The sequence below is a fragment of the Aminobacter sp. P9b genome, from assembly GCF_045345995.1.
GTDB lineage: Bacteria > Pseudomonadota > Alphaproteobacteria > Rhizobiales > Rhizobiaceae > Aminobacter > Aminobacter niigataensis.
Genome location: NZ_CP150082.1, coordinates 3,996,996 through 4,021,475 on the forward strand (window position 1 = coordinate 3,996,996; position 24,480 = coordinate 4,021,475).

General features: G+C 64.2%; 25 protein-coding genes. 8 read left to right on the top strand and 17 right to left on the bottom strand.

Annotated elements, in window-relative coordinates:
- Positions 1–10: 10 nt before the first annotated feature.
- Positions 11–490 (top strand): thioesterase family protein, encoded by a 480-nt coding sequence (locus tag WHT83_RS19730; RefSeq protein WP_406872146.1) that lies wholly within the window; start codon positions 11–13, stop codon positions 488–490.
- 145 nt (positions 491–635) lie between these two features.
- Positions 636–833 carry a hypothetical protein gene (locus WHT83_RS19735; RefSeq protein WP_108607650.1) on the top strand — a complete coding sequence of 66 codons (198 nt, stop codon included), beginning with the start codon at positions 636–638 and terminating at the stop codon, positions 831–833.
- 45 nt (positions 834–878) lie between these two features.
- On the opposite strand, the gene WHT83_RS19740 is transcribed toward WHT83_RS19735, so the two are convergent.
- On the bottom strand, positions 879–1,757 hold the full coding sequence (locus WHT83_RS19740; RefSeq protein ID WP_406872147.1) for a dienelactone hydrolase family protein: 879 nt from the start codon (positions 1,755–1,757) through the stop codon (positions 879–881).
- Positions 1,758–1,887: 130 nt separating this feature from the next.
- Positions 1,888–2,430 carry a glyoxalase superfamily protein gene (locus WHT83_RS19745; protein ID WP_406872148.1) on the bottom strand — a complete coding sequence of 181 codons (543 nt, stop codon included), beginning with the start codon at positions 2,428–2,430 and terminating at the stop codon, positions 1,888–1,890.
- 267 nt (positions 2,431–2,697) lie between these two features.
- On the opposite strand from WHT83_RS19745, the gene WHT83_RS19750 reads away from it, so the two are divergent.
- Complete coding sequence (locus WHT83_RS19750) at positions 2,698–5,196, top strand: ATP-dependent helicase (protein ID WP_406872149.1); 2,499 nt, start codon at positions 2,698–2,700, stop codon at positions 5,194–5,196.
- Between the two features lie 228 nt (positions 5,197–5,424).
- Positions 5,425–5,616 (top strand): DUF1059 domain-containing protein, encoded by a 192-nt coding sequence (locus tag WHT83_RS19755; protein ID WP_108607646.1) that lies wholly within the window; start codon positions 5,425–5,427, stop codon positions 5,614–5,616.
- Between the two features lie 58 nt (positions 5,617–5,674).
- Here the strand turns inward: WHT83_RS19755 and WHT83_RS19760 are convergent, their stop codons facing one another.
- The 4 genes from WHT83_RS19760 to WHT83_RS19775 all read right to left on the bottom strand — a co-directional run bounded on the left by WHT83_RS19760 (position 5,675) and on the right by WHT83_RS19775 (position 7,683).
- Complete coding sequence (locus WHT83_RS19760; protein WP_108607645.1) at positions 5,675–5,980, bottom strand: hypothetical protein; 306 nt, start codon at positions 5,978–5,980, stop codon at positions 5,675–5,677.
- An 80-nt stretch (positions 5,981–6,060) separates the two neighbouring features.
- Positions 6,061–6,441: a low affinity iron permease family protein gene (locus WHT83_RS19765; protein ID WP_406872150.1), complete on the bottom strand. Its 381-nt coding sequence runs from the start codon at positions 6,439–6,441 to the stop codon at positions 6,061–6,063.
- A gap of 81 nt (positions 6,442–6,522) precedes the next feature.
- Positions 6,523–7,164, bottom strand: a complete 642-nt coding sequence (locus tag WHT83_RS19770) for a DapH/DapD/GlmU-related protein (RefSeq protein WP_406872151.1) — start codon at positions 7,162–7,164, stop codon at positions 6,523–6,525.
- A gap of 36 nt (positions 7,165–7,200) precedes the next feature.
- Positions 7,201–7,683 (bottom strand): CreA family protein, encoded by a 483-nt coding sequence (locus WHT83_RS19775; protein WP_406872152.1) that lies wholly within the window; start codon positions 7,681–7,683, stop codon positions 7,201–7,203.
- A gap of 118 nt (positions 7,684–7,801) precedes the next feature.
- Here WHT83_RS19775 and WHT83_RS19780 point away from each other — a divergent pair, with 118 nt between their 5' ends.
- The 4 genes from WHT83_RS19780 (at position 7,802) to WHT83_RS19795 (ending at position 11,424) form a co-directional block, all read left to right on the top strand.
- The gene (locus tag WHT83_RS19780; protein WP_406872153.1) at positions 7,802–8,005 is read left to right on the top strand and encodes a hypothetical protein; all 204 of its coding nucleotides are present in this window, start codon (positions 7,802–7,804) and stop codon (positions 8,003–8,005) included.
- Positions 8,006–8,039: 34 nt separating this feature from the next.
- Positions 8,040–8,618 (top strand): SCO family protein, encoded by a 579-nt coding sequence (locus WHT83_RS19785; RefSeq protein WP_406872154.1) that lies wholly within the window; start codon positions 8,040–8,042, stop codon positions 8,616–8,618.
- 21 nt (positions 8,619–8,639) lie between these two features.
- Positions 8,640–9,512 carry a 50S ribosomal protein L11 methyltransferase gene (locus WHT83_RS19790; RefSeq protein ID WP_406872155.1) on the top strand — a complete coding sequence of 291 codons (873 nt, stop codon included), beginning with the start codon at positions 8,640–8,642 and terminating at the stop codon, positions 9,510–9,512.
- A gap of 82 nt (positions 9,513–9,594) precedes the next feature.
- On the top strand, positions 9,595–11,424 hold the full coding sequence (locus tag WHT83_RS19795) for an aminopeptidase P family protein (protein WP_406872156.1): 1,830 nt from the start codon (positions 9,595–9,597) through the stop codon (positions 11,422–11,424).
- 45 nt (positions 11,425–11,469) lie between these two features.
- Here WHT83_RS19795 and WHT83_RS19800 read toward each other — a convergent pair whose 3' ends face one another.
- The 11 genes from WHT83_RS19800 to WHT83_RS19850 all read right to left on the bottom strand — a co-directional run bounded on the left by WHT83_RS19800 (position 11,470) and on the right by WHT83_RS19850 (position 24,441).
- Entirely contained in the window at positions 11,470–11,766 is a 297-nt protein-coding gene (locus WHT83_RS19800; RefSeq protein ID WP_406872157.1) for an AzlD family protein, read from the bottom strand.
- Entirely contained in the window at positions 11,763–12,491 is a 729-nt protein-coding gene (locus tag WHT83_RS19805) for an AzlC family ABC transporter permease (protein ID WP_245439346.1), read from the bottom strand. Before WHT83_RS19805 ends, WHT83_RS19800 begins: the two co-directional genes overlap by 4 nt.
- 177 nt (positions 12,492–12,668) lie before the next feature.
- On the bottom strand, positions 12,669–13,271 hold the full coding sequence (locus WHT83_RS19810; RefSeq protein ID WP_406872158.1) for a 3'-5' exonuclease: 603 nt from the start codon (positions 13,269–13,271) through the stop codon (positions 12,669–12,671).
- 8 nt (positions 13,272–13,279) lie between these two features.
- Positions 13,280–15,433, bottom strand: a complete 2,154-nt coding sequence (gene ligA, locus WHT83_RS19815) for an NAD-dependent DNA ligase LigA (protein ID WP_406872159.1) — start codon at positions 15,431–15,433, stop codon at positions 13,280–13,282.
- 132 nt (positions 15,434–15,565) lie between these two features.
- Complete coding sequence (gene recN, locus WHT83_RS19820) at positions 15,566–17,242, bottom strand: DNA repair protein RecN (RefSeq protein ID WP_406872160.1); 1,677 nt, start codon at positions 17,240–17,242, stop codon at positions 15,566–15,568.
- A gap of 10 nt (positions 17,243–17,252) precedes the next feature.
- Positions 17,253–18,122 (bottom strand): outer membrane protein assembly factor BamD, encoded by an 870-nt coding sequence (locus tag WHT83_RS19825; RefSeq protein ID WP_406872161.1) that lies wholly within the window; start codon positions 18,120–18,122, stop codon positions 17,253–17,255.
- Between the two features lie 183 nt (positions 18,123–18,305).
- Entirely contained in the window at positions 18,306–19,241 is a 936-nt protein-coding gene (gene lpxC, locus WHT83_RS19830) for a UDP-3-O-acyl-N-acetylglucosamine deacetylase (protein ID WP_183260371.1), read from the bottom strand.
- A gap of 278 nt (positions 19,242–19,519) precedes the next feature.
- Positions 19,520–21,208 carry a cell division protein FtsZ gene (gene ftsZ, locus WHT83_RS19835; protein WP_108607633.1) on the bottom strand — a complete coding sequence of 563 codons (1,689 nt, stop codon included), beginning with the start codon at positions 21,206–21,208 and terminating at the stop codon, positions 19,520–19,522.
- A 70-nt stretch (positions 21,209–21,278) separates the two neighbouring features.
- Positions 21,279–22,589 (bottom strand): cell division protein FtsA, encoded by a 1,311-nt coding sequence (ftsA, locus tag WHT83_RS19840; protein ID WP_406872162.1) that lies wholly within the window; start codon positions 22,587–22,589, stop codon positions 21,279–21,281.
- Positions 22,586–23,527: a cell division protein FtsQ/DivIB gene (locus tag WHT83_RS19845; protein WP_406872163.1), complete on the bottom strand. Its 942-nt coding sequence runs from the start codon at positions 23,525–23,527 to the stop codon at positions 22,586–22,588. The genes ftsA and WHT83_RS19845 overlap by 4 nt, the downstream gene beginning before the upstream one ends.
- Positions 23,515–24,441 (bottom strand): D-alanine--D-alanine ligase, encoded by a 927-nt coding sequence (locus WHT83_RS19850; RefSeq protein ID WP_108607630.1) that lies wholly within the window; start codon positions 24,439–24,441, stop codon positions 23,515–23,517. The genes WHT83_RS19845 and WHT83_RS19850 overlap by 13 nt, the downstream gene beginning before the upstream one ends.
- Positions 24,442–24,480: the final 39 nt, after the last annotated feature.

A 24,480-nucleotide genomic window follows, 5' to 3' on the forward strand; every position in this document is an offset into this window, starting at 1 on the left:
GGATTACGCCATGCCAGCCCCGTTCGTGTCACGCGTCATGGAGATTGAGAAAGGCTGGATCGACTATAATGGCCACCTCAACATGGCCTATTACAACGTCCTGTTCGATCGCTGCAGCGACGAGGCGCTCGATCTGCTCGGAATGGGGGCTGCTTACGTCCGCGACCGAAAGCTCACCATCTACACGGCGGAAGTCCACGTCTGCTATGTGCGGGAACTGCATCTCGAACACCGTGTCACCGCGAGCTTCCAGCTGCTCGACCATGACGACAAGCGACTGCGTGTCTACCAGGAGCTGCGCCACGTCGACGGCTGGCTGGCGGCGACCTCGGAATATCTCGCTTTGCATGTCGACATGACCGGCCCGAAGGTCGCGCCCTTCCCGGAGGACATCATGGCGAACCTTCAGGCAATGGGCGCCGCCCATGCCGCATTGCCGATGCCGGAACGCGCCGGCCGCTCGATCGGCATCAGGCGCAAGCCGGCATAGTGGCTGAAGGGCCACAGGCGATTAACCTTACCTGTTCATAACCTGCATCACAGCCACCGGTTCGTTGATCGGCTGCACCCTCACCCCGACAATCCCACGCAGCGAAGTTGAGTCGCGGCGGGCACCGGACGGCTTGAGGCAAGGCATGCAAACAGACATCGAAACGACAGCCAGCAAGCTTGCCTGCGACCCGCGCATCAGCGACTACGATTTCTGGCGTTCGCTGCGCAACATCAACAACGAAATCTTCGAGATCGCCAACAACAACGGGCCGATCCCGATCGAGATGCTGCGCTGGCGCGTCATCCTGCGCCAGGCCCGCTCCAAGCGCGGCGTGGCCTGAACCAGGCAGGCGCGCGTGAACGGCTCACGCCTGCCACAAGGCAGATCAGGCCAGCTTCTCCTTGAAGAAGGCAATTGTCCGGCCCCAGGCCAGGTCCGCCGCCTCCTTGTTGTAGCGCGCCTCGGACGTGTCGTTGTTGAAGGCGTGCTGGGCGCCGTCATAGACGTGAACCTCAAAATCCTTGCCAGCCTTCGTCAGCGCCGCCTTGTAGGCGTCGATGCCGGCGTTGATGCGCTCGTCCATCCCGGCATAATGCAAGAGCAGTGCCGCCTTGATGTTGGCGATTGCCGCCTCGTCCTTGGGCTGCGCGCCATAATAGGCGACGCCAGCGCCGAGGTCCGGCGCGTTGACGGCAAGCAGATTGACAGTGCCACCGCCCCAGCAAAAGCCGACCGCGCCGACCTTGCCGTTCCCGCTTTCGTGACCCTTCAGGAAAGCCACCGTCGCGACGCCGTTGGCCACCGTCTGCGCAGCATCCAATTGGCCGAACATCTCGCGCGCCTTTTCCTCGTCAGGCGGCGTGCCGCCGAGCGGCGACAGATAGTCGGGCGCCAGCGCGACGAAGCCTTCGAGCGCGATGTGCCGCGCCACGTCGCGGATATGCGGATTGAGGCCCCGGTTTTCGTGGATGACGATGATCGTCGGCAGCTTGCCCGCATTTTCCGCCGGTTGGACGAGATAGCCCTTCATCTCGCCGGCACCGCCGGGATAGGTGATCTCCTCGGCCTTGAGCCGCGTGTCGTCCTCGGCAACGATGGCCGCCCGCGCCTGGTTGGCCGAAAGCATCGGCGCAATCACCGCCGCCGCGGCAGCCGATCCGGTGAGCCTTGTCAGCGTCTCCATGAAATGGCGCCGGTCGAGCGTCAGATGGGTGTATTCGTCGTAGGCGTCGATCATCGCCTGGGTGATGGCAGGTCTGGTCATGGCTCGCTCCCTGTCTTCGACATCAGGCGGCGAGTTTAGCGTATGCAAATGTAGGTGGTGTCACGGTTGCGTGAATGGGCACCGCCGTGCAGTGGAGGTGCCCGGGCCTCGGGCGCAGCTAAGGCGCTGATCAATCCTGGCTTTCCATGAAGCGGATGCGGTTGCCGAACGGGTCGATCACCTCGCACTCCAGCCCCCAGTCCTGATGCTGCAGGCCCGGACGATTGTATTTGTAGTCCTTGGCGATCAGCCCCTTCTGGAATGCTTCTACACCCTGCATGTAGCAGACAGCGGTCGCACCGGGGCTGGCGTCGCCGGAATGCTCCGACAGGTGCAGCCTCAAGCCACCGCGCGACACCTGGCAGTAGAGCGGCGCGCCGGGATGGAAGCGATGCTCCCAGTCGACCTTGCAGTCGAGAAAGCCCTCGTAGAAGCCCCTCGCCTTATCCTCGTCGAAGATGCGGAAGATCGGCACCGGCTGGGTGAAGCTCACCGCACCGGTGGCAGGCTCTTCCACCTTCTCCAGCTTGCTCGACAGGATATTCCAATTGTCGACACCGAACTGCCGGGCGACGATTTCGAGCGCCTCGCTGTGGCTGACATCGAGGTTCTTTTGGGCAAGCGCCTCGCGCATGGCCTTCGCCATCGCCTTTGCATCACGATAGGTTCGCATGATCTTCCGATCCTCGGGTTCCGGTGAGCATGTCCATCAGTGCCCGCATTGCCGATGCTCTCACCATCCCTTGGGATCAGGTGACGGAAGCGTCCGATGTGTTCGCCATACCCCTTGTCGGGGCGCGGGCTGCCGGCCACATCCAGCCGTGTGGCAAGCTAGCCATGCCAGAGCATTCAGGTCAAGGCCGCCACTTTCCCCGCCTAAACCAGAACAAAACAGAGACGCGGCTGGCCTTTCCGCCCCGAATCACTACATTCGGGGCAAATGTCAGACTTTCCGGACGACATGCCGTTTTTCGACGAGCCCGGCGGAATGCCGCCCCGGCCCGGCAGCACACCTGCGCCGAGCGGTATTGCCGCGCGCGCCATGGCCGCCCGCCAGGCGCCCGCCGCAGCCGACTATCTCAAGGGCCTGAACCCCGAGCAGCGCCAAGCTGTCGAGACCACCGAAGGCCCGGTCCTGGTGCTCGCCGGCGCCGGCACTGGCAAGACGCGCGTGCTCACCACCCGCATCGCCCATATCGTCAGCCAGGGCCGCGCCTACCCCAGCCAGATCCTCGCCGTCACCTTCACCAACAAGGCCGCGCGCGAGATGAAGCAGCGCATCGGCCTGCTTGTCGGCGAAGCCGTCGAGGGCATGCCCTGGCTCGGCACCTTCCACTCCATCGGCGTCAAGATGCTGCGCCGCCATGCCGAACTGGCCGGCCTGCGCTCCGACTTCACCATCCTCGATACCGACGACGTCATCCGCCTCATCAAGCAGTTGATCCAGGCCGAAGGCCTCGACGACAAGCGCTGGCCGGCGCGCCAGTTCGCCATGATGATCGACGGCTGGAAGAACAAGGGGCTCGGCCCGGCCGAGATCCCCGAGGGCGATGCGCGCGCCTTCGCCAACGGCAAGGGCCGCGAACTCTACAAGGCCTATCAGGACCGGCTCCAGACGCTGAACGCCTGTGATTTCGGCGACCTTTTGTGCCACCCGATCCGCATCTTCCGCGCCTATCCTGACGTGTTGAAGGAATACCACAAGCGCTTCAAATACATCCTCGTCGACGAGTATCAGGACACCAACACCGCGCAATATATGTGGCTGCGCCTGCTCGCGCAGGAGACCGGCGCGCCGGGCCAGAAGAACGTCTGCTGCGTCGGCGACGACGACCAGTCGATCTATGGCTGGCGCGGGGCCGAGGTCGACAACATCCTGCGCTTCGACAAGGATTTTCCGGGTGCCGTCGTCATCCGGCTCGAGCGCAACTACCGCTCCACCGCCCATATCCTCGGTGCCGCTTCCCATCTCATCGCCCATAATGAGGGCCGCTTCGGCAAGACGCTGTTCACCGATCGCAACGATCCCGAAGACGGCAAGGTCAATGTCCACGCCGCCTGGGACTCCGAGGAGGAAGCCCGCGCCGTCGGCGAAACGATCGAGCAACTGCAGCGCCAGAAGCACAACCTCAACGACATGGCGATTCTCGTCCGCGCCTCGTTCCAGATGCGCGAGTTCGAAGACCGCTTCGTCACCCTTGGCGTCAACTACCGGGTCGTCGGCGGCCCGCGCTTTTACGAGCGCCAGGAAATCCGCGACGCCATGGCCTATTTCCGCGTCGTCGCCCAGGGCGCCGACGACCTCGCCTTCGAGCGTATCGTCAACATCCCCAAGCGCGGCCTTGGCGAAGCCGCCATCCGCCAGGTCCACGACACCGCCCGCGCCCTTGGCGTGCCGATGCTCGAAGCGGCGCGCAATCTGGCCGAAAGCGACGAGCTCAAGCCCAAGCCGCGTGCCGCCTTGCGCGAGGTCGCGGCCAATTTCGAGCGCTGGCAAAAGGCGCTCGACAACACGCCGCACAACGAACTCGCCGAGACCATCCTCGAAGAGAGCGGCTACACCGACATGTGGAAGAACGACCGCTCGGCCGAAGCGCCGGGACGGCTCGAAAACCTCAAAGAACTCATCCGCTCGATGGAGGAATACGAATCGCTGCGCTCGTTCCTCGAACATGTCGCGCTCGTCATGGATGCCGACAAGAACGAGGACCTCGACGCCGTCAACATCATGACGCTGCACTCGGCCAAGGGCCTGGAGTTCGAGACCGTGTTCCTGCCCGGCTGGGAGGAAGGCCTGTTCCCGCACCAGCGCGCGCTCGACGAGGGCGGCCGCTCGGGCTTGGAGGAAGAACGCCGCCTCGCTTATGTCGGCCTCACCCGCGCCAAGAAGAACCTGCATCTGTGGTTCGTCTCCAACCGCCGCATCCACGGCCTGTGGCAATCGACAATCCCCTCGCGGTTCCTCGACGAACTGCCCGAGGCGCATGTCGAGGTCGCCGACGCCGGCAATTCATACGGCGGCTACGGTGGCGGCGGCCGCAACCCCTACGGCGCCTCGCGGTTCGACGACGTCGGCCAGAAATCCTTCTCCAACACCTATGCCACGCCGGGTTGGCAGCGCGCGCAGCAGAACCGCACCGAAGCCACCGACCGTAACTGGGGCTCGCGCTCCGGTCATTCGGTCGAGCGCATCGGCTATGGCGAAACCGATTCAGGCTTTGGCGCCGGCCGCGGCTCGGTCAAGGGCCGTACCATCGAGGGCGAGCTGGTGGCCAAGTCCGTCGCGTCAGAACCGTCGCGCTTCAAGGTAGGGGACCGCGTGTTCCACCAAAAATTCGGCAACGGCAACATCTCGGCCATCGACGGCAACAAGCTGACCATCGACTTCGACAAGGCCGGACAGAAGAAGGTGCTGGACGGGTTTGTGAACGCGGTATGAGGCCTTCACCCCTCCACATACTTATGCAGGATCGAGTTGATCAGCGTCTGGTAGGGCATCCCCTCCTCCGCAGCCCGAGCCTTTAGCCGCGCGAGATCGCGCTCGGCCACCCGCCTACATCGTGGCCCCGGCCCGAACCGCTTGGCGGGCCCACATATCGGTTGCCGCTTGGTCGTCCTAGGCATAAAATTAGCAAGCGCTAACTTTTATCGCAGGGAGGCGAAGACGATGCGCCAATATATCGATTGCCGTGAATTCCCGAGCGAAATGAAGTGCACGGTGGCGATCGCCGCCGATACCGAGGACGAGCTGATCAACGCCGCCGTCCAGCACGCGGTAGCGGTCCATGGCGAAAAGGACACTCCGGGATTCCGTGCAGAAATCAAGAAGGTCATTCACAGCGGCACGGCACCGGCCTGAACATCGCCCGCACGTTCGCGCAAGGCGCACCCGGCTTGCTTCTCAGGCAGGAGGAACCTTACTGCCGGCGGGTCGGCGCGCTGCCGCCGCGCATCGCCTTCAGCCGCTCGGCAACGGATGCCGCCAGTTCGGCATAGCGGTCTTCCAGCTTTTCGGCGGCGACCAGCACTTCGGGCTCGAAATCATTGGCCTCGAGCACCTGCCGCAGCTTCTCGACGAATTCGGCCTGCTGCTCAAGCGCGGCAAACAGCTTCTTCACCTGGTCGCGGCTGATGTCGGGGTTGGCAAGCGTCGCGGGCACCTCACGCGCCATCTCCGCGCCGGTTTTGGCCTGCTCTTTCAGGATGTCCAACCAATCAGTCACGCCACAAAACCCAACCCGCTTCGATTTTGTTCCCCAGGCCGCCCAGCGTCAACCTTCCAGAAGCTGGACCGCGGCGCCACTTACGCTTTTGCCCTCGCTTTCGCGTCGTGCCGCTTGGCCGCTTCTTCGCATTTGCGTCTGATTTCCTCGACCTCGGTCTCGGTCAGGTGCTCGATACCGATGAAATAGTTCTGCGCCTTCCCGACGCGGATAAGCTCGTCGAGCTTGGCCTGCATCGCCGCGCCATCGCGGTTCTGCGTATTCTGGATCAGGAACACCATCAGGAACGTGATGATGGTCGTGCCGGTATTGATGACCAGCTGCCAGGTGTCGGAAAAGCCGAACACAGGCCCGGAGACCGCCCATGCGAGCACGATCAGGCAGCAGCCGAGAAAGGTCAGCGGCAGCCCGGCGGCATAAGCAACCCTGTTGGCAATCCTGGTGAACACCCTCTCGAACATCGCAGATCCCTTCGTCCGGCGAAGGAAAACACGCGACATCCACTCCCGGTTCCGTGCCGCTGTGACAGCGACGCCTCGGCATCAGCCCGTGGCCGCCTCCCAGCGGTCGAGAAACGCCTCGATGGGCAGGCTCTGCATGTCGGGAATGGCCTCGAACAGCCGCTCGGCCGGCCAGTCCCACCAGGCCAATGCTTCGATGCGGGCGGCGATTTCGGCGGGAAACCGCATCTTCAGCCGCCTGGCCGGCACGCCGACGAAGATCTCGAACGGCGCCACATCCTTCGTCACCACCGCATTCGCCCCCATCACCGCACCATTGCCGATCGTCACCCCGGGCATGATGACCGCGCCATGGCCGATCCACACGTCATGGCCGATGCTCACCGGCTTTGCCCTGCGGCGCTCGCGAAAATCGCCGTCGACGCCGAGATAGCGGAAATACTCGTTGGGGCGGTAGCTCACCTTGTGGGTGGTCAGCCGCTCCATCGGATGTTCGAGCGCGTTGATGCGGGTGTTGGCCGCGATCGAGCAGAACTTGCCGATGGTGGTGTAGATCGCCTCGGCGTGGCGCTCGAAATAGGAGTAGTCGCCGACGACGACCTCGCGCAGCACGACACGTTCGCCGACAGCGACATGACGGCCGAGCCGGCAGCCTTTCAGCTCTGATGTCGGGTGGATGCGCGGTTCGTCGTCTTTGAAGCGAAGGTCTGCTGGTGTGTCCATGACGCGGATTTACGCCCGCGCCACCTCGCCCGCAAGTTATTGCGGCTTGCCCTTGGTCCAGACGACCTCCTGGCCGTAAAGCGGCACCGTCGTCATCGACATCTTGGCCGAGCCGTCCTGCACCTGGCGCGAATGCGCGAGATAGATCAGCGTCTCGTTCCTCTTGTCGTAGATGCGGTTCACCACCTGCTCCTTCCAGATCAGGCTGATGCCCTGCTTGAACACCTCTTCGCCTTCCTCGCCCAGATCGATCTCGCCGATGGTGATCGGCCCGGTCTGGCGGCAGGAAATCGCCGAATCGGAGGGGTTCTCAAACCAGTTGCCCTTCTGCAGCCGGTCGATCACGCCGCGGTCGAAATAGGAGACGTGGCAGGTGATGCCCTCTACCTCGGGGTCTTTGATCGCCTCGACGATGATGTCGTTGCCGAGCCAGTCGACGCCGACTTCGCCCACCTGCTGGGCAAAGGCTGGAGCCGCGGCCCCGAGCGTGAGGGCAAGGACGGAAAAGGCAAGCCGCATCGAAACCTCCTGGAATGGTGTCCGCCCACACTTGGGTCGGCGGCCAGCGCGTTGCAAGCCGCATCATGATGCATCCTGCTCTCGAAATGGTGTCTCGTGGACGAATGAGGGCGTCAACATGTCCCTTTTGGCAAAGCGCGCGGCGCGCTATGTAGGGTTGATGAAACAGGCCCTGCCCATATCGCTCAAGACCGTCGCGTGGATCGCGCTCGGCCTGGCGGCGTTTGCGGCGTCCAGCGGCCTCGCCTTTGCCTCCTGGCTGGACAAGGACGCCGGCATCTTCATGTCACTGGTCGAAGCAGGCATGTCCTGGTGCTTCTGAAGCCGTTACCAATCACACCATGGAATCACATTCGATGATGCGCACGATCCTTGCCGGCATTCTGATCCTGATGGCCGCCGGCGTCGGCTGGCTGACCTTCGACTGGTACAGCAGCAAAAACAGCGCCCAGGCCTTCGGCGCGCCTTTCGTGCTCGTCGACCAGAAGGGCGCCGAGATCACCGAAGCCGCCTTCCGCGGCCAGCCGAGCGCCGTCTTCTTCGGCTTCACCCACTGCCCGGAGGTCTGCCCGACGACGCTGTTCGAGCTCGACGGCCTGCTCAAGCAGATGGGCGACGAAGGCAAGAACATCCGAGCCTATTTCGTCTCGGTCGATCCCGAGCGTGACACGCCCGAAGTGATGAACAGCTACGTCACCAACGTCTCCGACCGCATCACCGGCATCACCGGCGACCCGGCCAAGATCGCGGCCATGTCCAAGTCCTTCGGCATCTATTCCAAGAAGGTCGAGACCGAGGGCGGCGACTACACCATGGACCACACCGCGTCGGTCCTGCTGCTCGACAGCAAGGGTGATTTCTTCGGCACCATCGCCTATGAGGAGAACCCAGAGACTGCGCTCGCCAAGCTCAAGCGGCTGGCGAACGAAGGCTGACCCTCCTCGACCGGACCCGACATGACCCAGACACGGCTCTATTTCACCACCGGCCGCGAAGCGGCAAACCGCATCTTCGCCTCGCTCGACACAATTTTCGAGGAGGATGGATGGCCAATCGCGGTGATCGAGGTCGATGAAGACCGTGATATCCACGAAGTGTCGCTCTATACGGACGGCGACGTTGCAGACATCGAGCGCCGCATGGCCGCAGCCCTCACTGATGCCGGCCACACCGGTCCGATCGCCCGCGAGATCCTGCCCGATATCGACTGGGTGGCAAAGTCGCTCGAAGGCCTGAAGCCGGTCCAGGCCGGCCGCTTCATCGTCCATGGCGGCCACGACCGCGACGACGTGCGCCCCGGCCAGATCGCCATCGAGATCGAAGCCGGCCTCGCTTTCGGCACCGGCCATCACGGCACGACGGCCGGCTGCCTCGAAATGATCGAAAAGGTCATTGCCGAGGAGAACCCGGCCAACGCGCTCGACCTCGGCACCGGCAGCGCGGTTCTCGCCATTGCGGTTGCCAAGCTGGCGCCCATCCCGGTGCTCGCCACCGACATCGACCCGGTCGCAACCGAAGTCGCCGCGGCCAATGTCCGCCTCAACGGCACCGGCGAACACGTCGAGACAGCAACGGCGGCAGGCTTCGACGATCCGATCTTCGCCGCACGCGGCCCGTTCGACTTGATCGTCGCCAACATCCTGGCGCAGCCGCTGATGCAGCTTGCGCCTGAAATGGCAGCGCATCTCGGCCCACGCGGCTCGCTGGTTCTCTCGGGCATCCTCGACCGCCAGCACGACGCGGTGGTCGAAGCCTATGTCGCAGCGAAGTTCCGCCATGTCGAAACCTTCCACCGCGAAGGCTGGGTGACGATCCACCTCAAGAACTGACATCGTGGCCCAAGCTGGCGGCGTTGCCACCGGTGGCGCACAAAGATAGGTTCGCCGGAAATCCAGATTCCGGGAAACCATCATGTTCCAGTCCTTCGATTCAGCCGGCGATCCCTCCGTCGGCAAGCCGCGCACGGCGCTCCTCAGGCAGTGGCTCAAGGAGAACGGGCTCGATGGCTTCATCGTGCCGCGCGCCGACGAGCACCAGGGCGAGTATGTTGCCCCGCGCTCGAACAGGCTGCGCTGGCTGACCGGCTTCAGCGGCTCGGCCGGCGTGACCATCGTGCTCGGCAAGAGCGCTTATGTCTTCGTCGACGGCCGCTACACGCTGCAGGTGCGCGACGAGGTCGATCTCGGCATCTTTTCGATCGAGAACCTGATCGACAACCCGCCGGCCGCTTGGATCAGGGAAAACCTGCCCACGGGTGCGCGACTGGGCTTCGACCCGTGGCTGCACACCATGGGCGACGTCAAGGCGCTTTCCGCCTCGGCGGAGAAGGTCGGCGCGGTGCTGGTCCCGCTTGCCCGCAATCCCATCGACGCGATCTGGGAAGATCAGCCCGACGCGCCGCTGGCCCCCGTCGAGATCCATCCCGAGGCGTTGGCCGGCGAACTCGCCAAGGACAAGCTCAAGCGGCTTGCAGCGGCAATCGAAGACGAAGGCGCAACCCATGCGATCCTGACCGACCCGTCTTCGCTCGCCTGGGCCTTCAACATCCGTGGCGGCGACGTGCCGCATACTCCGCTGGCACTGGGCTTTGCCGTTCTGGCCGCCGATGGTTCGCATGCCGTCTTCATGGACAAGCGCAAGCTCGGCCGCACCGAAGAGGCCTATCTCACCCAACTCGCCGACATCAAGGCGCCGGGCAAGCTCGAGGACGCAGTCGCGGCGCTTGCCAAATCAGGTGCGCGAATCGCGCTCGATCCGGTGCTTGCCGCCGACAGGCTGCGTGCCCTGATCGAGGACAATGGCGGCACGGTGGTTTCTGCACCCGACCCTGCTCGCCTGCCGCGCGCAACCAAGAACAGCGCCGAGATCTCGGGCTCACGCGCCGCCCATCGCCGCGACGGTGCAGCGGTCGCCAAACTGCTCTGCTGGCTCGACCGGCAGGAACCGGGCAAGCTCGACGAGATCGCCGTCGTCACCCGTCTCGAAGAATGCCGCCGCCGGACCGGCGAAGAGACCCAGATGCCGCTGCGCGACGTCTCCTTCGACACCATTTCGGGAGCCGGCGCCAACGGCGCCATCATGCATTACCGCGTCTCGCGCGCCACCAGCCGCGTGCTCGGCGACGGCGAACTTTTCCTGCTCGATTCGGGCGCGCAGTATCAGGACGGCACCACCGACATCACCCGCACGATGCCGGTCGGCAAGCCGACCGAGGAGATGCGCGAGCGCTTCACCCTGGTGCTCAAGGGCATGATCGGAATTTCCATCGCCAGGTTCCCGGCCGGCACGCGCGGTGCCGACATCGATGCCATGGCACGCATCGCCTTGTGGAAGCATGGGCTGGACTACGCCCACGGCACCGGCCACGGCGTCGGCTCCTACCTCGCCGTGCACGAAGGACCGCAGCGCATCGCCAAGACAGGCATGGAGAAGCTGCTGCCGGGCATGATCCTGTCCAACGAGCCCGGCTACTACAAGGAAGGCCACTACGGCATCCGTCTCGAAAACCTGATCCTGGTGACACAGGCCGCGGCGATCACGGGCGGCGACATTGCCATGCACGGCTTCGAGACGTTGACGCTGGCCCCCTTCGACCAGCGCCTTCTACGCGCCGATCTCCTGACTCGCGAAGAGCTTGATTGGCTGAACGCCTACCACGCGCGCGTGCTTGCAGAAATTGGGCCGATGCTCGACGGGGAAACGCTGGCCTGGCTCGAACAGGCGACGGCACCGATCGTCTGATCGGGCCAATGAAGACACCGGCCGCCACGGCGGCCGGCTTTTTGCTCAGCCGATGAAATGCCGCATGGCGATCAGCACGGCAGCTCCCGCCAGGAACATCGACATCAATCCGCCGCGCAGCGAAACAACGGCTGCCACCGCAAGTGCTGTGAGTTCAGCCGGACCGGCAGAAAGTGCGGCAGGCGCCACCAGCGTGGTCAGCACCGCCGCCGGCACTGCGTTCAGGCCCGCCTCGACACGCGGATGGATACGCTCGAAGCGCGAAATGACGAGATGGCCACCGATACGGGTCAGATAGGTGGCGACCGCACCGGCAATGATGATCCACAGCGTCGTGCTCACGACACCACCTCCGCCGTTTCATCGACTGTGGCCGCCTCGCCGGGGCGCACCGGCATTGCCGCAGCAAACAGCACACCCGCGAGCGCACCGATCGAGACATGCCAGGGCGAACCGACCGTCTTGTAGGCGATCATCGAAGCCACGGCACTCGCGACCACGATGGGCAGCCAGCGCGGGCGCTTGCGGAAACTCATCACCAGCCCAAGGAAATAGATCGGCAGCAGGAAGTCGAGGCCTATGGCATGCGGATCAGGGATCAGCCGGCCGAACAGCGCGCCGATGCAGCTTTCGACTACCCAGCAAACATACAGCGTCAGCGCCATGCCCATGTACCAGGCGAAGCCGACCTTTTCGCCCTGCTCGCGGATGCGCTCGGCCTCGGCATATTGTGGATCGGTCAGGAAGAAATAGCCGATGGCCTGCTGGACCCAGGGCCAGTGCGCGATGTGCGGGCCAATCGCCGCCGAATAGAGCACGTGGCGGAAATTAACCGCGAAGATCGACAGCACGATGAGCCAGGGGGCGACATGCTGGCCGAACAGCTCGATGCCGACGAGCTGGCTCGCGCCGCCGAAGATGGTGGCGCTCATCAGGGTTGCTTCAGCGACGCTGAAGCCGTTGTCGACGGCGAGCGCGCCGAACAGGATCGCGAATGGCGCGGACGCGACCACGACCGGCACGCTCAGACGCGCACCTTGCCAGAATTCGGTTTGACGATCAGACATTCGGCCTCCGTGGCGCATCGGCCCGAGAATCGATCTTTGATATTCGGAATGCACGATGCGCAGGTCAAATAGCCACCGCAGGCAGCGGACCGACGCGCACCGCTCTGCGCGGATGTCTGAATAAGTCAGCCGGCTTTGCCTGTCACATCAATTCGGTTGAGCCAACGATCAGCGAAACTATCGCGCCGGTTTGGCTCGCTTCACCGAGCAAGGCGAGTAACCGCTGGCGTGGAGACGGCCCGTCGTCATCTCGAGCCTGGTCGGCAGGTCGCGCATCGCAGAGACATTGAGCTTGCGCGCAACCGCCAATGCCACCTCGCCGCAGGCATGCGCGTCCTCCGCCGCATTGTGGTGCTTGAACGAGAAATCGATGTGGCGCGACACCTCGTTGAGCCGGTGCGAGGCAAGGTCCTGCCACACCATCCTTGCCATCTTCAGCGTACAGGCATAGTCGATATCAGGACAGGCGATGCCATACAGCGCATAGGTCGCCCGCATGACGCTCATGTCGAAAGCGGCGTTGTGGGCAATGACCAGCGCATCGCCGAGATCGTCTTCGAACTCCTCCATCACCTCGGGAAACTCCGCCGCATCCTCGACATGCTCGGGGCGAATGCCGTGGACAGCGATGTTGAAACGCGAAAAACGCATGTCCTTCGGACGAATGAGCCTCTCTTCCACGCGGATGACTGCGCCGTCCTCTATCCAGGCCAGGCCCACCGAGCACGGGCTGCTGCGCTGCTCGTTGGCAGTTTCGAAGTCGATGGCAAGTGCACGCATGAAGTCTGTCAGCCCGCCTGCCCGACGCGCTCGAACCACTGATCCTCTGTGATGACCTCGATGCCGAGGTCGGTCGCGGCCTTGAGCTTCGACCCCGCACCCGGCCCGGCCACCACCAGGTCGGTCTTCTTCGACACCGAGCCCGCCACCTTGGCGCCGAGCTTCTCGGCCATCGCCTTGGCTTCGTCGCGCGACATCTTTTCCAGCGAACCGGTGAAGACGACGGTCTTGCCCGATACCGGCGAGGACACGTCGCCGATACGCTCCTCGTCGAGCGGGGTGACTTCCGCCAGCAGCGCGTCGAGCACCTGCCGGTTGTGCTCCTCGGCAAAGAATTCGACGACCGCTTCGGCGACGATGCCGCCGATACCGTTGACCCCGGTCAGTTCCTGCCACGCGGCGTTGCCCTTGTCGCCCTTCCCCTCTGGCATCACCGCAGTGGTGCCGGCAGCGCGGAATGCGTCGAAACTGACGTAGTGGCGGGCCAGCCGCTTGGCATTGGTCTCCCCGATGTGGCGTATGCCGAGCGCGAACAGGAAGCGCGAGAACTCGACCTGGCGGCGATCGTCGATGGCCGCAAACAGCTTGCGCGCCGAGGTCGCGCCGAAACCGTCGATGTTCTCGAGCTTGGTGAGCGAGCCCTCCTGCCGACGCTTGAGCGTGAAGATGTCGGCGGGCGAGCCGATATGCAGCGCCGGATCCTGCGATTGGAAGAAGAACTCGATCTGCTTTTCGCCGAGGCCCTCGATGTCGAAGGCGTTGCGCGAGACGAAGTGGCGAAGCCGTTCCACCGCCTGTGCCGGGCAGATCAGGCCGCCGGTGCAGCGCCGCACCACCTCGCCCTCCTCGCGCACCGCGTGGCTGTCGCAGGCCGGGCAGCGAGCCGGGAACTGGTAGGGCTGCGCCTCCGCCGGCCGCTTTTCCATGACCACATCGAGGATCTGCGGAATGACGTCGCCCGCGCGCTGCACGATCACCGTGTCGCCGACACGGATGTCGCGGCCTTCGCGGATCGGTTGGCCGCTGTTGCCGATGCCCTTGATGTAATCCTCGTTGTGCAGCGTGGCGTTGGTCACCACGACGCCGCCGACTGTCACCGGCTGCAGCCGCGCCACCGGCGTCAGCGAGCCGGTGCGGCCGACCTGGATGTCGATGCCGAGCAGAGTCGTCGTCGCCTTCTCCGCCGGGAACTTGTGCGCGATCGCCCAGCGCGGCGAGCGCGAGACGAAGCCAAGCCGCTGCTGCAGGTCGAGGCGGTCGACCTTGTAGACCACGCCGTCGATGTCGTAGCCGAGCGTCGCACGATTGGCCTCGATCGTCCGGTATTGCGACAGCAGGCCTTCGACGCTGTCGAACACCTTCATCAGCGGATTGGTCTTGAAGCCATAACGGCCGAAGGCTGCAACCATGCCCATCTGGGTGTCGGCCGGCATCTCGCTCACCTCGCCCCAGGCATAGGCAAAGAAGCGAAGCGGCCGGCTGGCCGTGATCGAGGTGTCGAGCTGGCGCAGCGAGCCTGCCGCCGCATTGCGCGGATTGGCGAAAATCTGCTTGCCCGCCTCGCCGTTGCGGCGGTTGAGCTCGGCGAAATCGGCGTGGCTCATATAGACTTCGCCGCGCACCTCCAGCACCTCGGGGAAATCGCCCTTCAACACGTTGGGAATGTCGGCGATAGTGCGGGCATTGGCCGTCACATTCTCGCCGACCTGGCCATCGCCGCGTGTCGCCGCCGTCACCAGCCGGCCGTTCTCGTAGCGAATCGACAGCGACAGGCCGTCGATCTTCGGCTCGGCTGTGATGATCACCGGCTCGTCCGCGCCAAGCCTGAGAAAGCGCCTGATGCGGCCGACGAACTCGCTCACATCCTCGTCGGCAAAAGCGTTGTCGAGCGACAGCATCGGCACGACATGGGCAACCTTGCCGAATTTCTCCGACACTGCCGCGCCAACCGACTTCGACGGCGAATCCTCGCGTACCAGTTGGGGGAAGCGCTGCTCGATCGCGAGGTTGCGCCGGCGCAACGCATCATAGTCGGCGTCCGAAATCGTCGGCGCATCGTCGGCGTGATAGCGCAGGTCATGGCCGGCAATCTCTTCGGCCAGCCGCGCAAGCTCGGCCGCGGCTTCTGCCTCGCTTAGCGAATCGACTGATTTCTCGGACATGTTGCGGCTCCGGCCAAATTGCGGCGCCACCATAAATCAGGAAGCATGTGCAGGGGAGCCGGTTTCACCAAAAGCCCACGCAAATCAGCAGGATCGCAAAGGCTCCTGACATGTTCCCGTCGCTACCATCCCTCAGGAAGCGGCGGCAACATTCTCGCGTAGCAACCGCTCCGCGGCGGCGCGCGCCTCTTCGGTGATCGTCGCACCCGAGAGCATACGGGCAATCTCCTCCTGGCGCGCCGGACGGTCCATCTCGTGGATGCCGGTGGCCACCTTGTCGGTGTTGCCCTTCTTGGAGATCAGGAAGTGCGTTGCCGCGCGCGCGGCGACCTGCGGCGCATGCGTGACCGAAAGCACCTGCACACGGTTGGCAAGTCGCGCCAGTCGCTGGCCGATGGCATCGGCCACCGCACCACCCACGCCGGTATCGATCTCGTCGAAGACCAGCGTCGGTGCCGAGCCGCGGTCGGCAAGCGCCACCTTGAGCGCGAGCAGGAAGCGCGAAAGCTCGCCGCCGGACGCCACCTTCATCATCGGTCCGGGCCGCGTGCCGGGATTGGTGCGCACCCAGAATTCGACCTGGTCGATGCCTTCCTGCATGCGGTTGTCGGCTTCGCTGGCCATCTCGACGATGAATTCGGCCCGCTCGAGCTTGAGCGCCGGCAGTTCGGCCATGACGGTCTTGCGCAATCCTTCGGCTGCCGCCGTGCGCAGTTCCGACAGGCTGGCAGCGATGCGGTCATAGGCATCTCGCGTGGCCTTCGCCTGCTGCTCCAGCAAGTGCAGCCGCCCCTCGCCCGCATCGAGGTCGGCGAGGTCGGCGACCATCGTGTCGCGCAGCTGCGCCAGGTTGTCGACGGCGACATTGTGCTTGCGGGCCGCGGCGCGCAGCGCAAACAGGCGCTCTTCAGCCTTTTCCAGCCGCTGCGGATCGTACTCGGTGGCCCGAAGTGCGGCATCGACACCCGATTGCGCCGCATCCAGCGAGATCATCGCCTCGTCGAGAGATTTCACCACCTCGTCGAGCAGGCCGGGCACCTCGGCCGACTTGCGCTGCAGGCGGCGCAACAGGCTTGCCAGTTGCGGCAGCGGCGACGACGAGCCGGACAAAACGTCCTGGGCGTCCTGGATTTCGGAAGCGATCTTTTCGACGCGCATCATCGAGGCACGCAGTTCGGCGAGTTCACTTTCCTCGCCCGGTTGCGGGTCGAGCTTCGCCAATTCGGTCACCGAGGCGCGCAGATATTCCGCTTCGCGCGCGGCAGCCTCGACGCGGGCGCGATGGCGCGACAGTTCCTGCTCGGCCGCACGCCAGAGTTTCCAGGCCTCGGCGGTCGCCCTCGCCTCGCCGACATGGCCGCCGAACGAATCGAGCACTTCGCGGTGTGCGCCGCCATCGACCAGCGCGCGGTCGTCGTGCTGGCCGTGGATCTCGACCAGGGCGCGGCCAATGTCGCGCATCAAGGTCACGCTGGAAGGCTGGTCGTTGACGAAGACACGGGTGCGGCCATCGGCGGTCTGCACCCGGCGCAGGATGATGTCACCGTCGTCGTCGATGGCATTGTCGGCGAGCAGCGTCCGCGCCGGATGGTTGCGCGCAACGTCGAAAACGGCCGTCACCTGCCCCTGGGTTGCCCCATGGCGAACGAGCGAGGCATCGCCGCGCGCACCGAGCGCGAGCGACAATGCGTCGAGCAGGATGGATTTGCCGGCGCCGGTTTCACCTGTCAGCACCGACAAGCCCGGCATGAAATCGATGTCCAGCCGTTCGATCAGGACGATATCGCGGATCGACAGGCGCGAGAGCATCTATTGCTGGTCAGGCGCCGGAGAACATCTTCCCGGCCTTGGATATCCATGAGCCGGCATTTTCTCGCGGCTCAAGGCCGCTGGTCTGCAGCAGCTTGTACGGATCCTTGTACCACTGGCTGTCAGGATAGTTCTGGCCGAGCACGGCGGCTGCCGTCTGCGCTTCCGAAGTCAGGCCCATCGCGTAATAGGTCTCGACAAGACGGGCGAGCGCTTCTTCGATGTGGCGCGTGTTCGAGTAGTTCTCGATGACGTTGCGGAAGCGCTTTGCCGAGGCGATGTACTCGCGGCGCTCGAGATAATAACGGCCGATCTGCATTTCCTTGCCGGCGAGCTGGTCGCGGGCGAAACGGATCTTGGCATTGGCATCGTCGACATATTCCGACGCCGGCCAGCGCTGCACGACCTCGGTCATCGCCTCGATGGTGCGGCGGGCTTCCTTCTGATCCTGCGTCACGTCGCGAATCTGGCGGAAGTAGCTGAGGCCGATGATGTATTGCGCATAGGCTGCGTCGTCGGTCGAGGGATAGAGCGCGAGGTAGCGCTTGGCCGAGTTGATGGCCTCTTCATAGGAGCCCTGACGATAGCTGGCGAAAGCGCCCATCACCATCGACTTGCGCGCCCACTCGGAATACGGGTGCTGGCGATCGACCGCCTCGAACTTGCGGCTGGCCTCCTTGAGGCGGCCTGCATTGAGGTTGGCGAGGCCCTGATTGTAGAGAACGTCGGCCGGTTCGGTCTGCTCGACATAGGTCGCCAGATCGACATCGGCTTCGCCCGACATGCAGCCGGACAGCGCAAGCGTCGGAGCGATGAGCGAAAGCGCCACAACCAGAGGCTTCACGCGCAATTTCGATCGATCGGCTCGTATCAATGACATCACAGAGTTTCGCCCCTTTGGCGCTGTTTCGCTTTTAGGCAATGGCCATAGATCACAACTGGCCGTGCCGGGCAACGCTATCGGCCGTCAATCGCGCAATTTTGTGGCAGGTCAAGGCGCATGCCATTTCGCCGGGCGAGTGGTGCAGCCAGGCCACACCACCAATCCGGCGCATTGCCTCCGTCAAAGCGTCCAGGGCGCGTGGACTGCGGCGCTGACGGCAATCAGTTCGGCCGAACGGCCGCGCTCGCGGCGCGACGTCTCGACGACCTCGAAGGCGGACCGGTCCGAAAGCAGACGGCGCAGAGCAGCCGCGTTCAGCCGGTGGCCGCCGCGATAGGAACGGAAGCAGCCGATGAAACGCGCGCCTGCAAGGGCAAGGTCGCCCATCGCGTCGAGCGTCTTGTGCCGCACGAATTCGTTGGAGAAACGCAGGCCTTCGATGTTGATGATCTGGTTGTCGTCGCCGATGACCACGGAATTCTCGAGCGACGAACCGAGCGCGTACCCGGCTGCCCACAGGCGCTCGACGTCCTTCATGAAGCCGAAAGTGCGAGCGCGCGAAATCTCGCGGCGGAAAATGTCGTCGTTGATGTCGGATGCGAAGGACTGGCGGCCGATCGCCGGGCTTTCGAAATCGATCTCGACCTCGAATCGCGTGCCGCCATAGGGGCGGAACTCGGCCCACGAGGCGCCGCTTTCGATCCGCACCGGCTTGAGAACGCGGATGTAGCGGCGCTTGACGCCCTGCACTTCGATGCCGACCTGGTCGATGGCCTCGACGAACTGCGCGGCACTGCCGTCCAGAATGGGAATTTCGGCGCCTTCGACCTCGATCAGCAGATTGTCGATACCGAGGCCGAACAGGGCGGCCATCAGGTGTTCGATCGTGGCGACGTGCTGGCCGGCTGGGTCGCCGAGCAAGGTGCAAAGATCGGTCGCACCCACTTCTGACACAATTGCGCGGAATTCTCGGTCTACAACCTGAAACACCACGCCCGTATCCGCGTCTGCCGGCGCGAAATGGATGGCTACCGGCTTGCCGCTATGAACGCCAATGCCCGACAGCGTGACACGCGATTTGAGTGTTGTCTGATAATCCTGCAAGTCGATCCCCATATGCCCGTACTCACCACGTCCGCTTCGCCACACCACGGCGCACGGCTCTTATCTTCGCCAGACGGGACCTCATCCCCACGATACCCGCCCAAGCGACCTTAGTCGGCGCGAAGATAGTCTTCCGGATGATAGACTCCAAATCACGGTTTCTTACTCTGTGTAACTGCGGGGACGCCTCGACTCACCCCGTCAAGTCAATGATTTGACTGATCTTTTCAGATCAAAAGGCGGGCGTCGAGACGCCCGCCTTTCAAACAGTGTTACTGCTCGTTCACAGTTCAGTTGGCTTGCCGGCGAAGGAACGCGGGAATCTCCAGCTGATCGTCTTCCTGAGTCCGTGCCTGCGGCGCCAGGCGGCCATGTTCGTCGAGCTGTCCGCGGCGCGGCGCGTAGAGCTGCGATTCCTGGCCGGTCACGCGGCGCTGCTCGGGGGCTGGCTGGCGCAGCTTCGGCTCGCGCGGCTGCGCGGGCTGCAGGCGTGCCGGCTCTTCCTCGCGGCGGGTCAGGCCGCTCGTCAGGCGCTTGAGCAGGCCCATCGGACCGCGGTCCTCGTGGTCTGCCGGCTGGGCCTTGGCTTCCACCTCGGCCTTCACCATCGGCGGGAAGTCCTCGACGCGCGGCATGCGCGGCTGGACCGGTGCCGGCTGCATCATCTGGGGCGCAGCCTGTGGCTGTGCCACCTGCTGCGGAGCCGGCTGATGGAACTGCTGCGGCTGCGGCTGATACTGCTGGGCCTGGGGCTGGGCCGGCGGAGCCTGGAACAGCTTGCTCTGCGGGCGGAACTCTTCACCCTGCGGTGCCGCCGTGCGCGGCTGGGCCATGGCTGCGGCGTTAGTCTCGGCAAGACGGATGGCCTCGGCAACCGGGTCGTTGGTGCGCACTTCCATGCGCGGCTGTTCGACCGGTGCCGCCTGCAGTGCAGGACGGGCAGCCTCGACCGGACGCTGGGCCGGCTTGGGCGCCTGGCGGATGGTCAGGGGTGCCGCTGCCATGTCGGCGGCCGACTTGTCGATGCCGGTGGCAACGACCGACACGCGGATGACGCCTTCCAGGTCCTCGTCGAAGGTTGCGCCCAGGATGATGTTGGCGTCCTGGTCGACTTCTTCGCGGATACGGGTCGCGGCTTCGTCGACTTCGAACAGGGTCAGGTCGCGGCCGCCGGTGATCGAGATCAGCAGGCCCTTCGCACCCTTCATCGAGGTCTCGTCGAGCAGCGGGTTGGCGATCGCAGCTTCGGCAGCGGCCATTGCACGGCCCTCGCCCGAGGCTTCGCCCGTACCCATCATGGCCTTGCCCATCTCGCGCATCACCGAACGGACGTCGGCGAAGTCGAGGTTGATCAGGCCTTCCTTGACCATCAGGTCGGTGATGCAGGCGACACCCGAATAGAGCACCTGGTCGGCCATCGCGAAGGCGTCCGCGAAGGTCGTCTTGTCATTGGCGAGACGGAACAGGTTCTGGTTCGGGATGACGATCAGCGTGTCGACGCACTTCTGCAGCTCTTCGATGCCGTAGTCCGCCGTCTTCATGCGGCGCTGGCCCTCGAAGTGGAACGGCTTGGTGACGACGCCGACGGTCAGGATGCCCTTTTCGCGCGCGGCGCGGGCAACGACGGGTGCTGCACCGGTACCGGTGCCGCCGCCCATGCCCGCGGTGACGAAGCACATGTGAGTGTTCGACAGATGGTCGATGATCTCGTCGATGCACTCCTCAGCGGCCGCGCGGCCGACTTCCGGCTGCGAACCGGCGCCAAGGCCCTCGGTGACGTGCGCGCCCAGCTGGATGAGGCGCTCGGCCTTCGACATGGTCAGCGCCTGAGCATCGGTGTTGGCCACCACGAACTCGACGCCGCGCAGGCCGGCGGTGATCATGTTGTTGACGGCATTGCCGCCGCCGCCGCCGACACCGAACACGGTGATGCGGGGCTTGAGCTCGGTGATGTCCGGCTTCTGCAGATTGATCGTCATAGTCCTCGTCCTTTTTGCCTTTCAAGCCGCTTCGCCGTGCGGCCGCCAATGGGGCTGTCCCCGTCAATTCCTAAAAACTGTCTCTCAACCACTGACTCATGCGATGCAGTTTTCCGCCAGTTCCCGTTGCCCTGTAACGGGAAATCCCTTTCGCCGAATGGCTCTCGATGCCAGCCATCTGCGGGTAGATCAAAAGCCCGACGGCGGTCGCGAAAGCCGGCCCCTTGGCGGCCTCCGGCAGACCTGCCACGCCGAGCGGGCGGCCGATGCGGACATTGCGGCCGAGAATGCGACGCGCTGCCTCGGGCAGCCCGACGAGCTGGCTGGCGCCGCCGGTCAGAACGACACGCTTGCCGACGGCATTGCCGTAGCCGGACTTGTTGAGCCGGTCGCGCAGCAGTTCCAGCGTCTCGTCGATGCGGGCGCGGATGATCCGCGTCATCACCGAGCGCGGGATCTGCAGCGGCACTTCGTTGTCGTCGACGCCGATCGGCTGGATGCTGATCAGGTCGCGGTCGTCGGTGCTGCCGGGCAAAGCCGAGCCATGCATGACCTTGAGACGCTCGGCATCGTCGAGCCGGGTGGAAAGCCCCTTGGCCATGTCCATGGTGACGTGGTTGCCACCGATCGGAATGGCGTCAGCGTGAACGAAGCGGCCTTCGGAGAAGACAGACAAGGTGGTGGTTCCGCCGCCCATGTCGATGCAGGCAGCACCCATTTCGAGCTCGTCGTCGACCAGTGCGGCCAGGCCGCTGGCATAGGGCGTTGCAACCATGTGCTCGACCGACAGGTGCGAGCGGTTGATGCAAAGCTCGAGATTGCGCATCGGCGCCGAATCGCCGGTCAGCACATGCATGTCGACGCCAAGCGTGTCCCCGACCATGCCGCGCGGATCGCGCACGCCGCGTTCGGCATCGAGCGAAAAGGCGACGGGCAGCGAGTGGATGACATCGCGCTCGGCCTTCAGCGCCTGCTTGGCGCCGGCTCCCAGCACGCGCCGAACATCGGCTTCCTCGACTTCGTGTCCGCCGAGATTGATCGTCGCGGTGAACGCCTCGCTCTTGATGCGTCCGGCCGAGAGATTGACGATCAGGGAATCGGCCGTAAGCCCGGCCATGCGCTCGGCAGCATCGACGGCAAGGCGGATGGCGTGCTCGGCGCGATCGAGATCGACGACCACGCCCGATTTCACCCCTTGCGATTTCTGGTGGCCGATGCCGATCACCTGGGCCTGATGGGTACGCCCCTTGAGCAGTTGACTGCCTTCAGCTGGCTTCAGCTTGGCTACGACGCAACACACCTTGTTTGAACCGACATCGAGCACCGTGAGGATGCCCGAGCGACGCGAAACCGGATCTTTTTGACCGCCAAGCCAGCTCATGTTCTGCTCCCCGCCTTCGCCTTGACGACCTTCGGTTTGGTCTTCAGCGCGTCGGCACGACGCTCGACCGCTTCCGGCGTGAGCTGCACCACCAACCTGTCACCGAAACGCATGTCGACTGCCGAGATGTCACGCGTCAGGATCGCATCGTCGCGATCAAGCGCAGCGAGATCGGCGAGCGCCGCATCGACCTTGTTCTCCGGCAGCTTGACGGTGATGCCGTTGTCGAGGCGCAGGTCCCAGCGTCGTTCGCCGATACGGATATAGCCTCTCACGCGCGACGCCAGCTCCGGAAAGGCCTGGACCTTGGCGACAAAGTCAGCCCCGCGCTCGGCGGCACCGAAACCGATGACCAGCGGCAATGCGACCTGACGGCCACCGGTGAAGGGAGCGATGACCTTGCCGTCCTTTTCGACGACGCTGAGCTGGCTGCCATGCTGCCAGATGGCAAAGGCGTCGCGCTCGTCGACGCGAACTTCGATGGTGTCGGGATAGACCTTGCGGACCGCAGCATCGCGAACCCAAGGCAGGCTGACGATGCGCTCGCGCGCCTTTTCCGGGTTGAAGCCGACCAGCGACGTCCAGCCGTCAAGCTCGAGCTTGTCGAGAATATCGATTTCGGAGGTTTCGCGATTGCCGGAGACCTTGATCTGGTCGACGGCAAAACCGCTGCGGGCGGTGACGCCCTGGACCAGTGCCGGAAAATGGCCGCCGACATAGGCGCCATAGAGCGAGCTCGCGGCAAGAAACGCTGCCGTCAGCATCGACGCAGCATAGGGCGGAGGAGTGAACTCCCCGCGCCCGAAGCGCGACAGCATGCGAACCGGCTTGCGCAGCAACCGCGGCAGCACGAAATGCTCCGCGGACAGGGACAGCCCGAAGACGCGCGGCGTTGCGCCGTTCACCCTCCCGCTATCTCCCGATCTCAACGCAAACACGAAGCGTCCTCCACCATCCAACTCAACAACTCACCAAACGTATGCCCGGCGTGGGCAGCAATCTCAGGCACCAGCGACGTCGGCGTCATGCCGGGTTGCGTGTTGACCTCCAGCCAGACGACCTCTCCATTTTCGGAATGGCGGTCGTCGTACCGGAAGTCAGACCGGGAGACGCCCCGGCACCCGATCGCTTGGTGAGCCTTGAGCGCCAGTGTTTGTATTTTTTGGTAAATATTCGGTGAAACTTTCGCGGGGCATTCGTGCTTTGATCCCCCGGCAACATATTTTGAATCATAATCGTAGAAGGCGTGGCCGGTCGGGATGATCTCGCAGACGCCGAGCGCGACATCGCCCATGACGGCGCAGGTCAGCTCCCGTCCATGGACGTAGCGCTCGACCATCACCGTATCGCCGTAGCGCCACTCCGAAGACGAGATCACCTGCGGCGGATGCGACTGGTCTTCCTTGACGATGACCACGCCGAAGCTTGAGCCCTCCGCCACCGGCTTGACCACGTAGGGCGGCTTCATCGGATGCTGGTTGCCGATAGCGAAACGATCGAGAACGCGGGATTCGGCAATCGGAATGCCGGCAGCCTTGGCAACCTTCTTCGACTGCTCCTTGTTCATGGCAAGCGCCGACGCCAGCACGCCGGAATGGGTATAGGGAATGCCGAGATATTCGAGGATACCCTGAATCGTGCCGTCCTCGCCGAAGGGGCCATGAAGCGCGTTGAACGCAACATCCGGCCTGAGCTCGGCAAGCACCGCACCGACATCGCGGCCGACATCGACCCGGGTGACCTGATAACCCACCTGCTCGAGCGCATCGGCACAGGCATTTCCAGACGACAGGGATACAGGCCGCTCGGACGAAAACCCGCCCATCAGGACAGCGACATGCTTCGACTTCATCCCCGACAATCCCCTCTCAACTCCGAACACAACGCCTTG

Excerpts from the sequence above, each read along its gene's own strand:
- WHT83_RS19740 (WP_406872147.1), bottom strand. The coding sequence starts at position 1,757 with ATGACCAGACCTGCCATCACCCAGGCGATGATCGACGCCTACGACGAA.
- ftsZ (WP_108607633.1), bottom strand. The coding sequence starts at position 21,208 with ATGACGATCAATCTGCAGAAGCCGGACATCACCGAGCTCAAGCCCCGC.
- WHT83_RS19755 (WP_108607646.1), top strand. The coding sequence starts at position 5,425 with ATGCGCCAATATATCGATTGCCGTGAATTCCCGAGCGAAATGAAGTGC.
- WHT83_RS19770 (WP_406872151.1), bottom strand. The coding sequence starts at position 7,164 with ATGGACACACCAGCAGACCTTCGCTTCAAAGACGACGAACCGCGCATC.
- recN (WP_406872160.1), bottom strand. The coding sequence starts at position 17,242 with ATGCTCTCGCGCCTGTCGATCCGCGATATCGTCCTGATCGAACGGCTG.
- WHT83_RS19785 (WP_406872154.1), top strand. The coding sequence starts at position 8,040 with ATGATGCGCACGATCCTTGCCGGCATTCTGATCCTGATGGCCGCCGGC.
- WHT83_RS19825 (WP_406872161.1), bottom strand. The coding sequence starts at position 18,122 with ATGTCATTGATACGAGCCGATCGATCGAAATTGCGCGTGAAGCCTCTG.
- WHT83_RS19765 (WP_406872150.1), bottom strand. The coding sequence starts at position 6,441 with ATGTTCGAGAGGGTGTTCACCAGGATTGCCAACAGGGTTGCTTATGCC.
- WHT83_RS19750 (WP_406872149.1), top strand. The coding sequence starts at position 2,698 with ATGTCAGACTTTCCGGACGACATGCCGTTTTTCGACGAGCCCGGCGGA.
- WHT83_RS19790 (WP_406872155.1), top strand. The coding sequence starts at position 8,640 with ATGACCCAGACACGGCTCTATTTCACCACCGGCCGCGAAGCGGCAAAC.
- WHT83_RS19735 (WP_108607650.1), top strand. The coding sequence starts at position 636 with ATGCAAACAGACATCGAAACGACAGCCAGCAAGCTTGCCTGCGACCCG.
- WHT83_RS19795 (WP_406872156.1), top strand. The coding sequence starts at position 9,595 with ATGTTCCAGTCCTTCGATTCAGCCGGCGATCCCTCCGTCGGCAAGCCG.
- WHT83_RS19805 (WP_245439346.1), bottom strand. The coding sequence starts at position 12,491 with ATGTCTGATCGTCAAACCGAATTCTGGCAAGGTGCGCGTCTGAGCGTG.
- WHT83_RS19810 (WP_406872158.1), bottom strand. The coding sequence starts at position 13,271 with ATGCGTGCACTTGCCATCGACTTCGAAACTGCCAACGAGCAGCGCAGC.
- WHT83_RS19775 (WP_406872152.1), bottom strand. The coding sequence starts at position 7,683 with ATGCGGCTTGCCTTTTCCGTCCTTGCCCTCACGCTCGGGGCCGCGGCT.
- WHT83_RS19780 (WP_406872153.1), top strand. The coding sequence starts at position 7,802 with ATGTCCCTTTTGGCAAAGCGCGCGGCGCGCTATGTAGGGTTGATGAAA.
- WHT83_RS19850 (WP_108607630.1), bottom strand. The coding sequence starts at position 24,441 with ATGAAGTCGAAGCATGTCGCTGTCCTGATGGGCGGGTTTTCGTCCGAG.
- lpxC (WP_183260371.1), bottom strand. The coding sequence starts at position 19,241 with ATGGGGATCGACTTGCAGGATTATCAGACAACACTCAAATCGCGTGTC.
- ligA (WP_406872159.1), bottom strand. The coding sequence starts at position 15,433 with ATGTCCGAGAAATCAGTCGATTCGCTAAGCGAGGCAGAAGCCGCGGCC.
- ftsA (WP_406872162.1), bottom strand. The coding sequence starts at position 22,589 with ATGAGCTGGCTTGGCGGTCAAAAAGATCCGGTTTCGCGTCGCTCGGGC.
- WHT83_RS19730 (WP_406872146.1), top strand. The coding sequence starts at position 11 with ATGCCAGCCCCGTTCGTGTCACGCGTCATGGAGATTGAGAAAGGCTGG.
- WHT83_RS19745 (WP_406872148.1), bottom strand. The coding sequence starts at position 2,430 with ATGCGAACCTATCGTGATGCAAAGGCGATGGCGAAGGCCATGCGCGAG.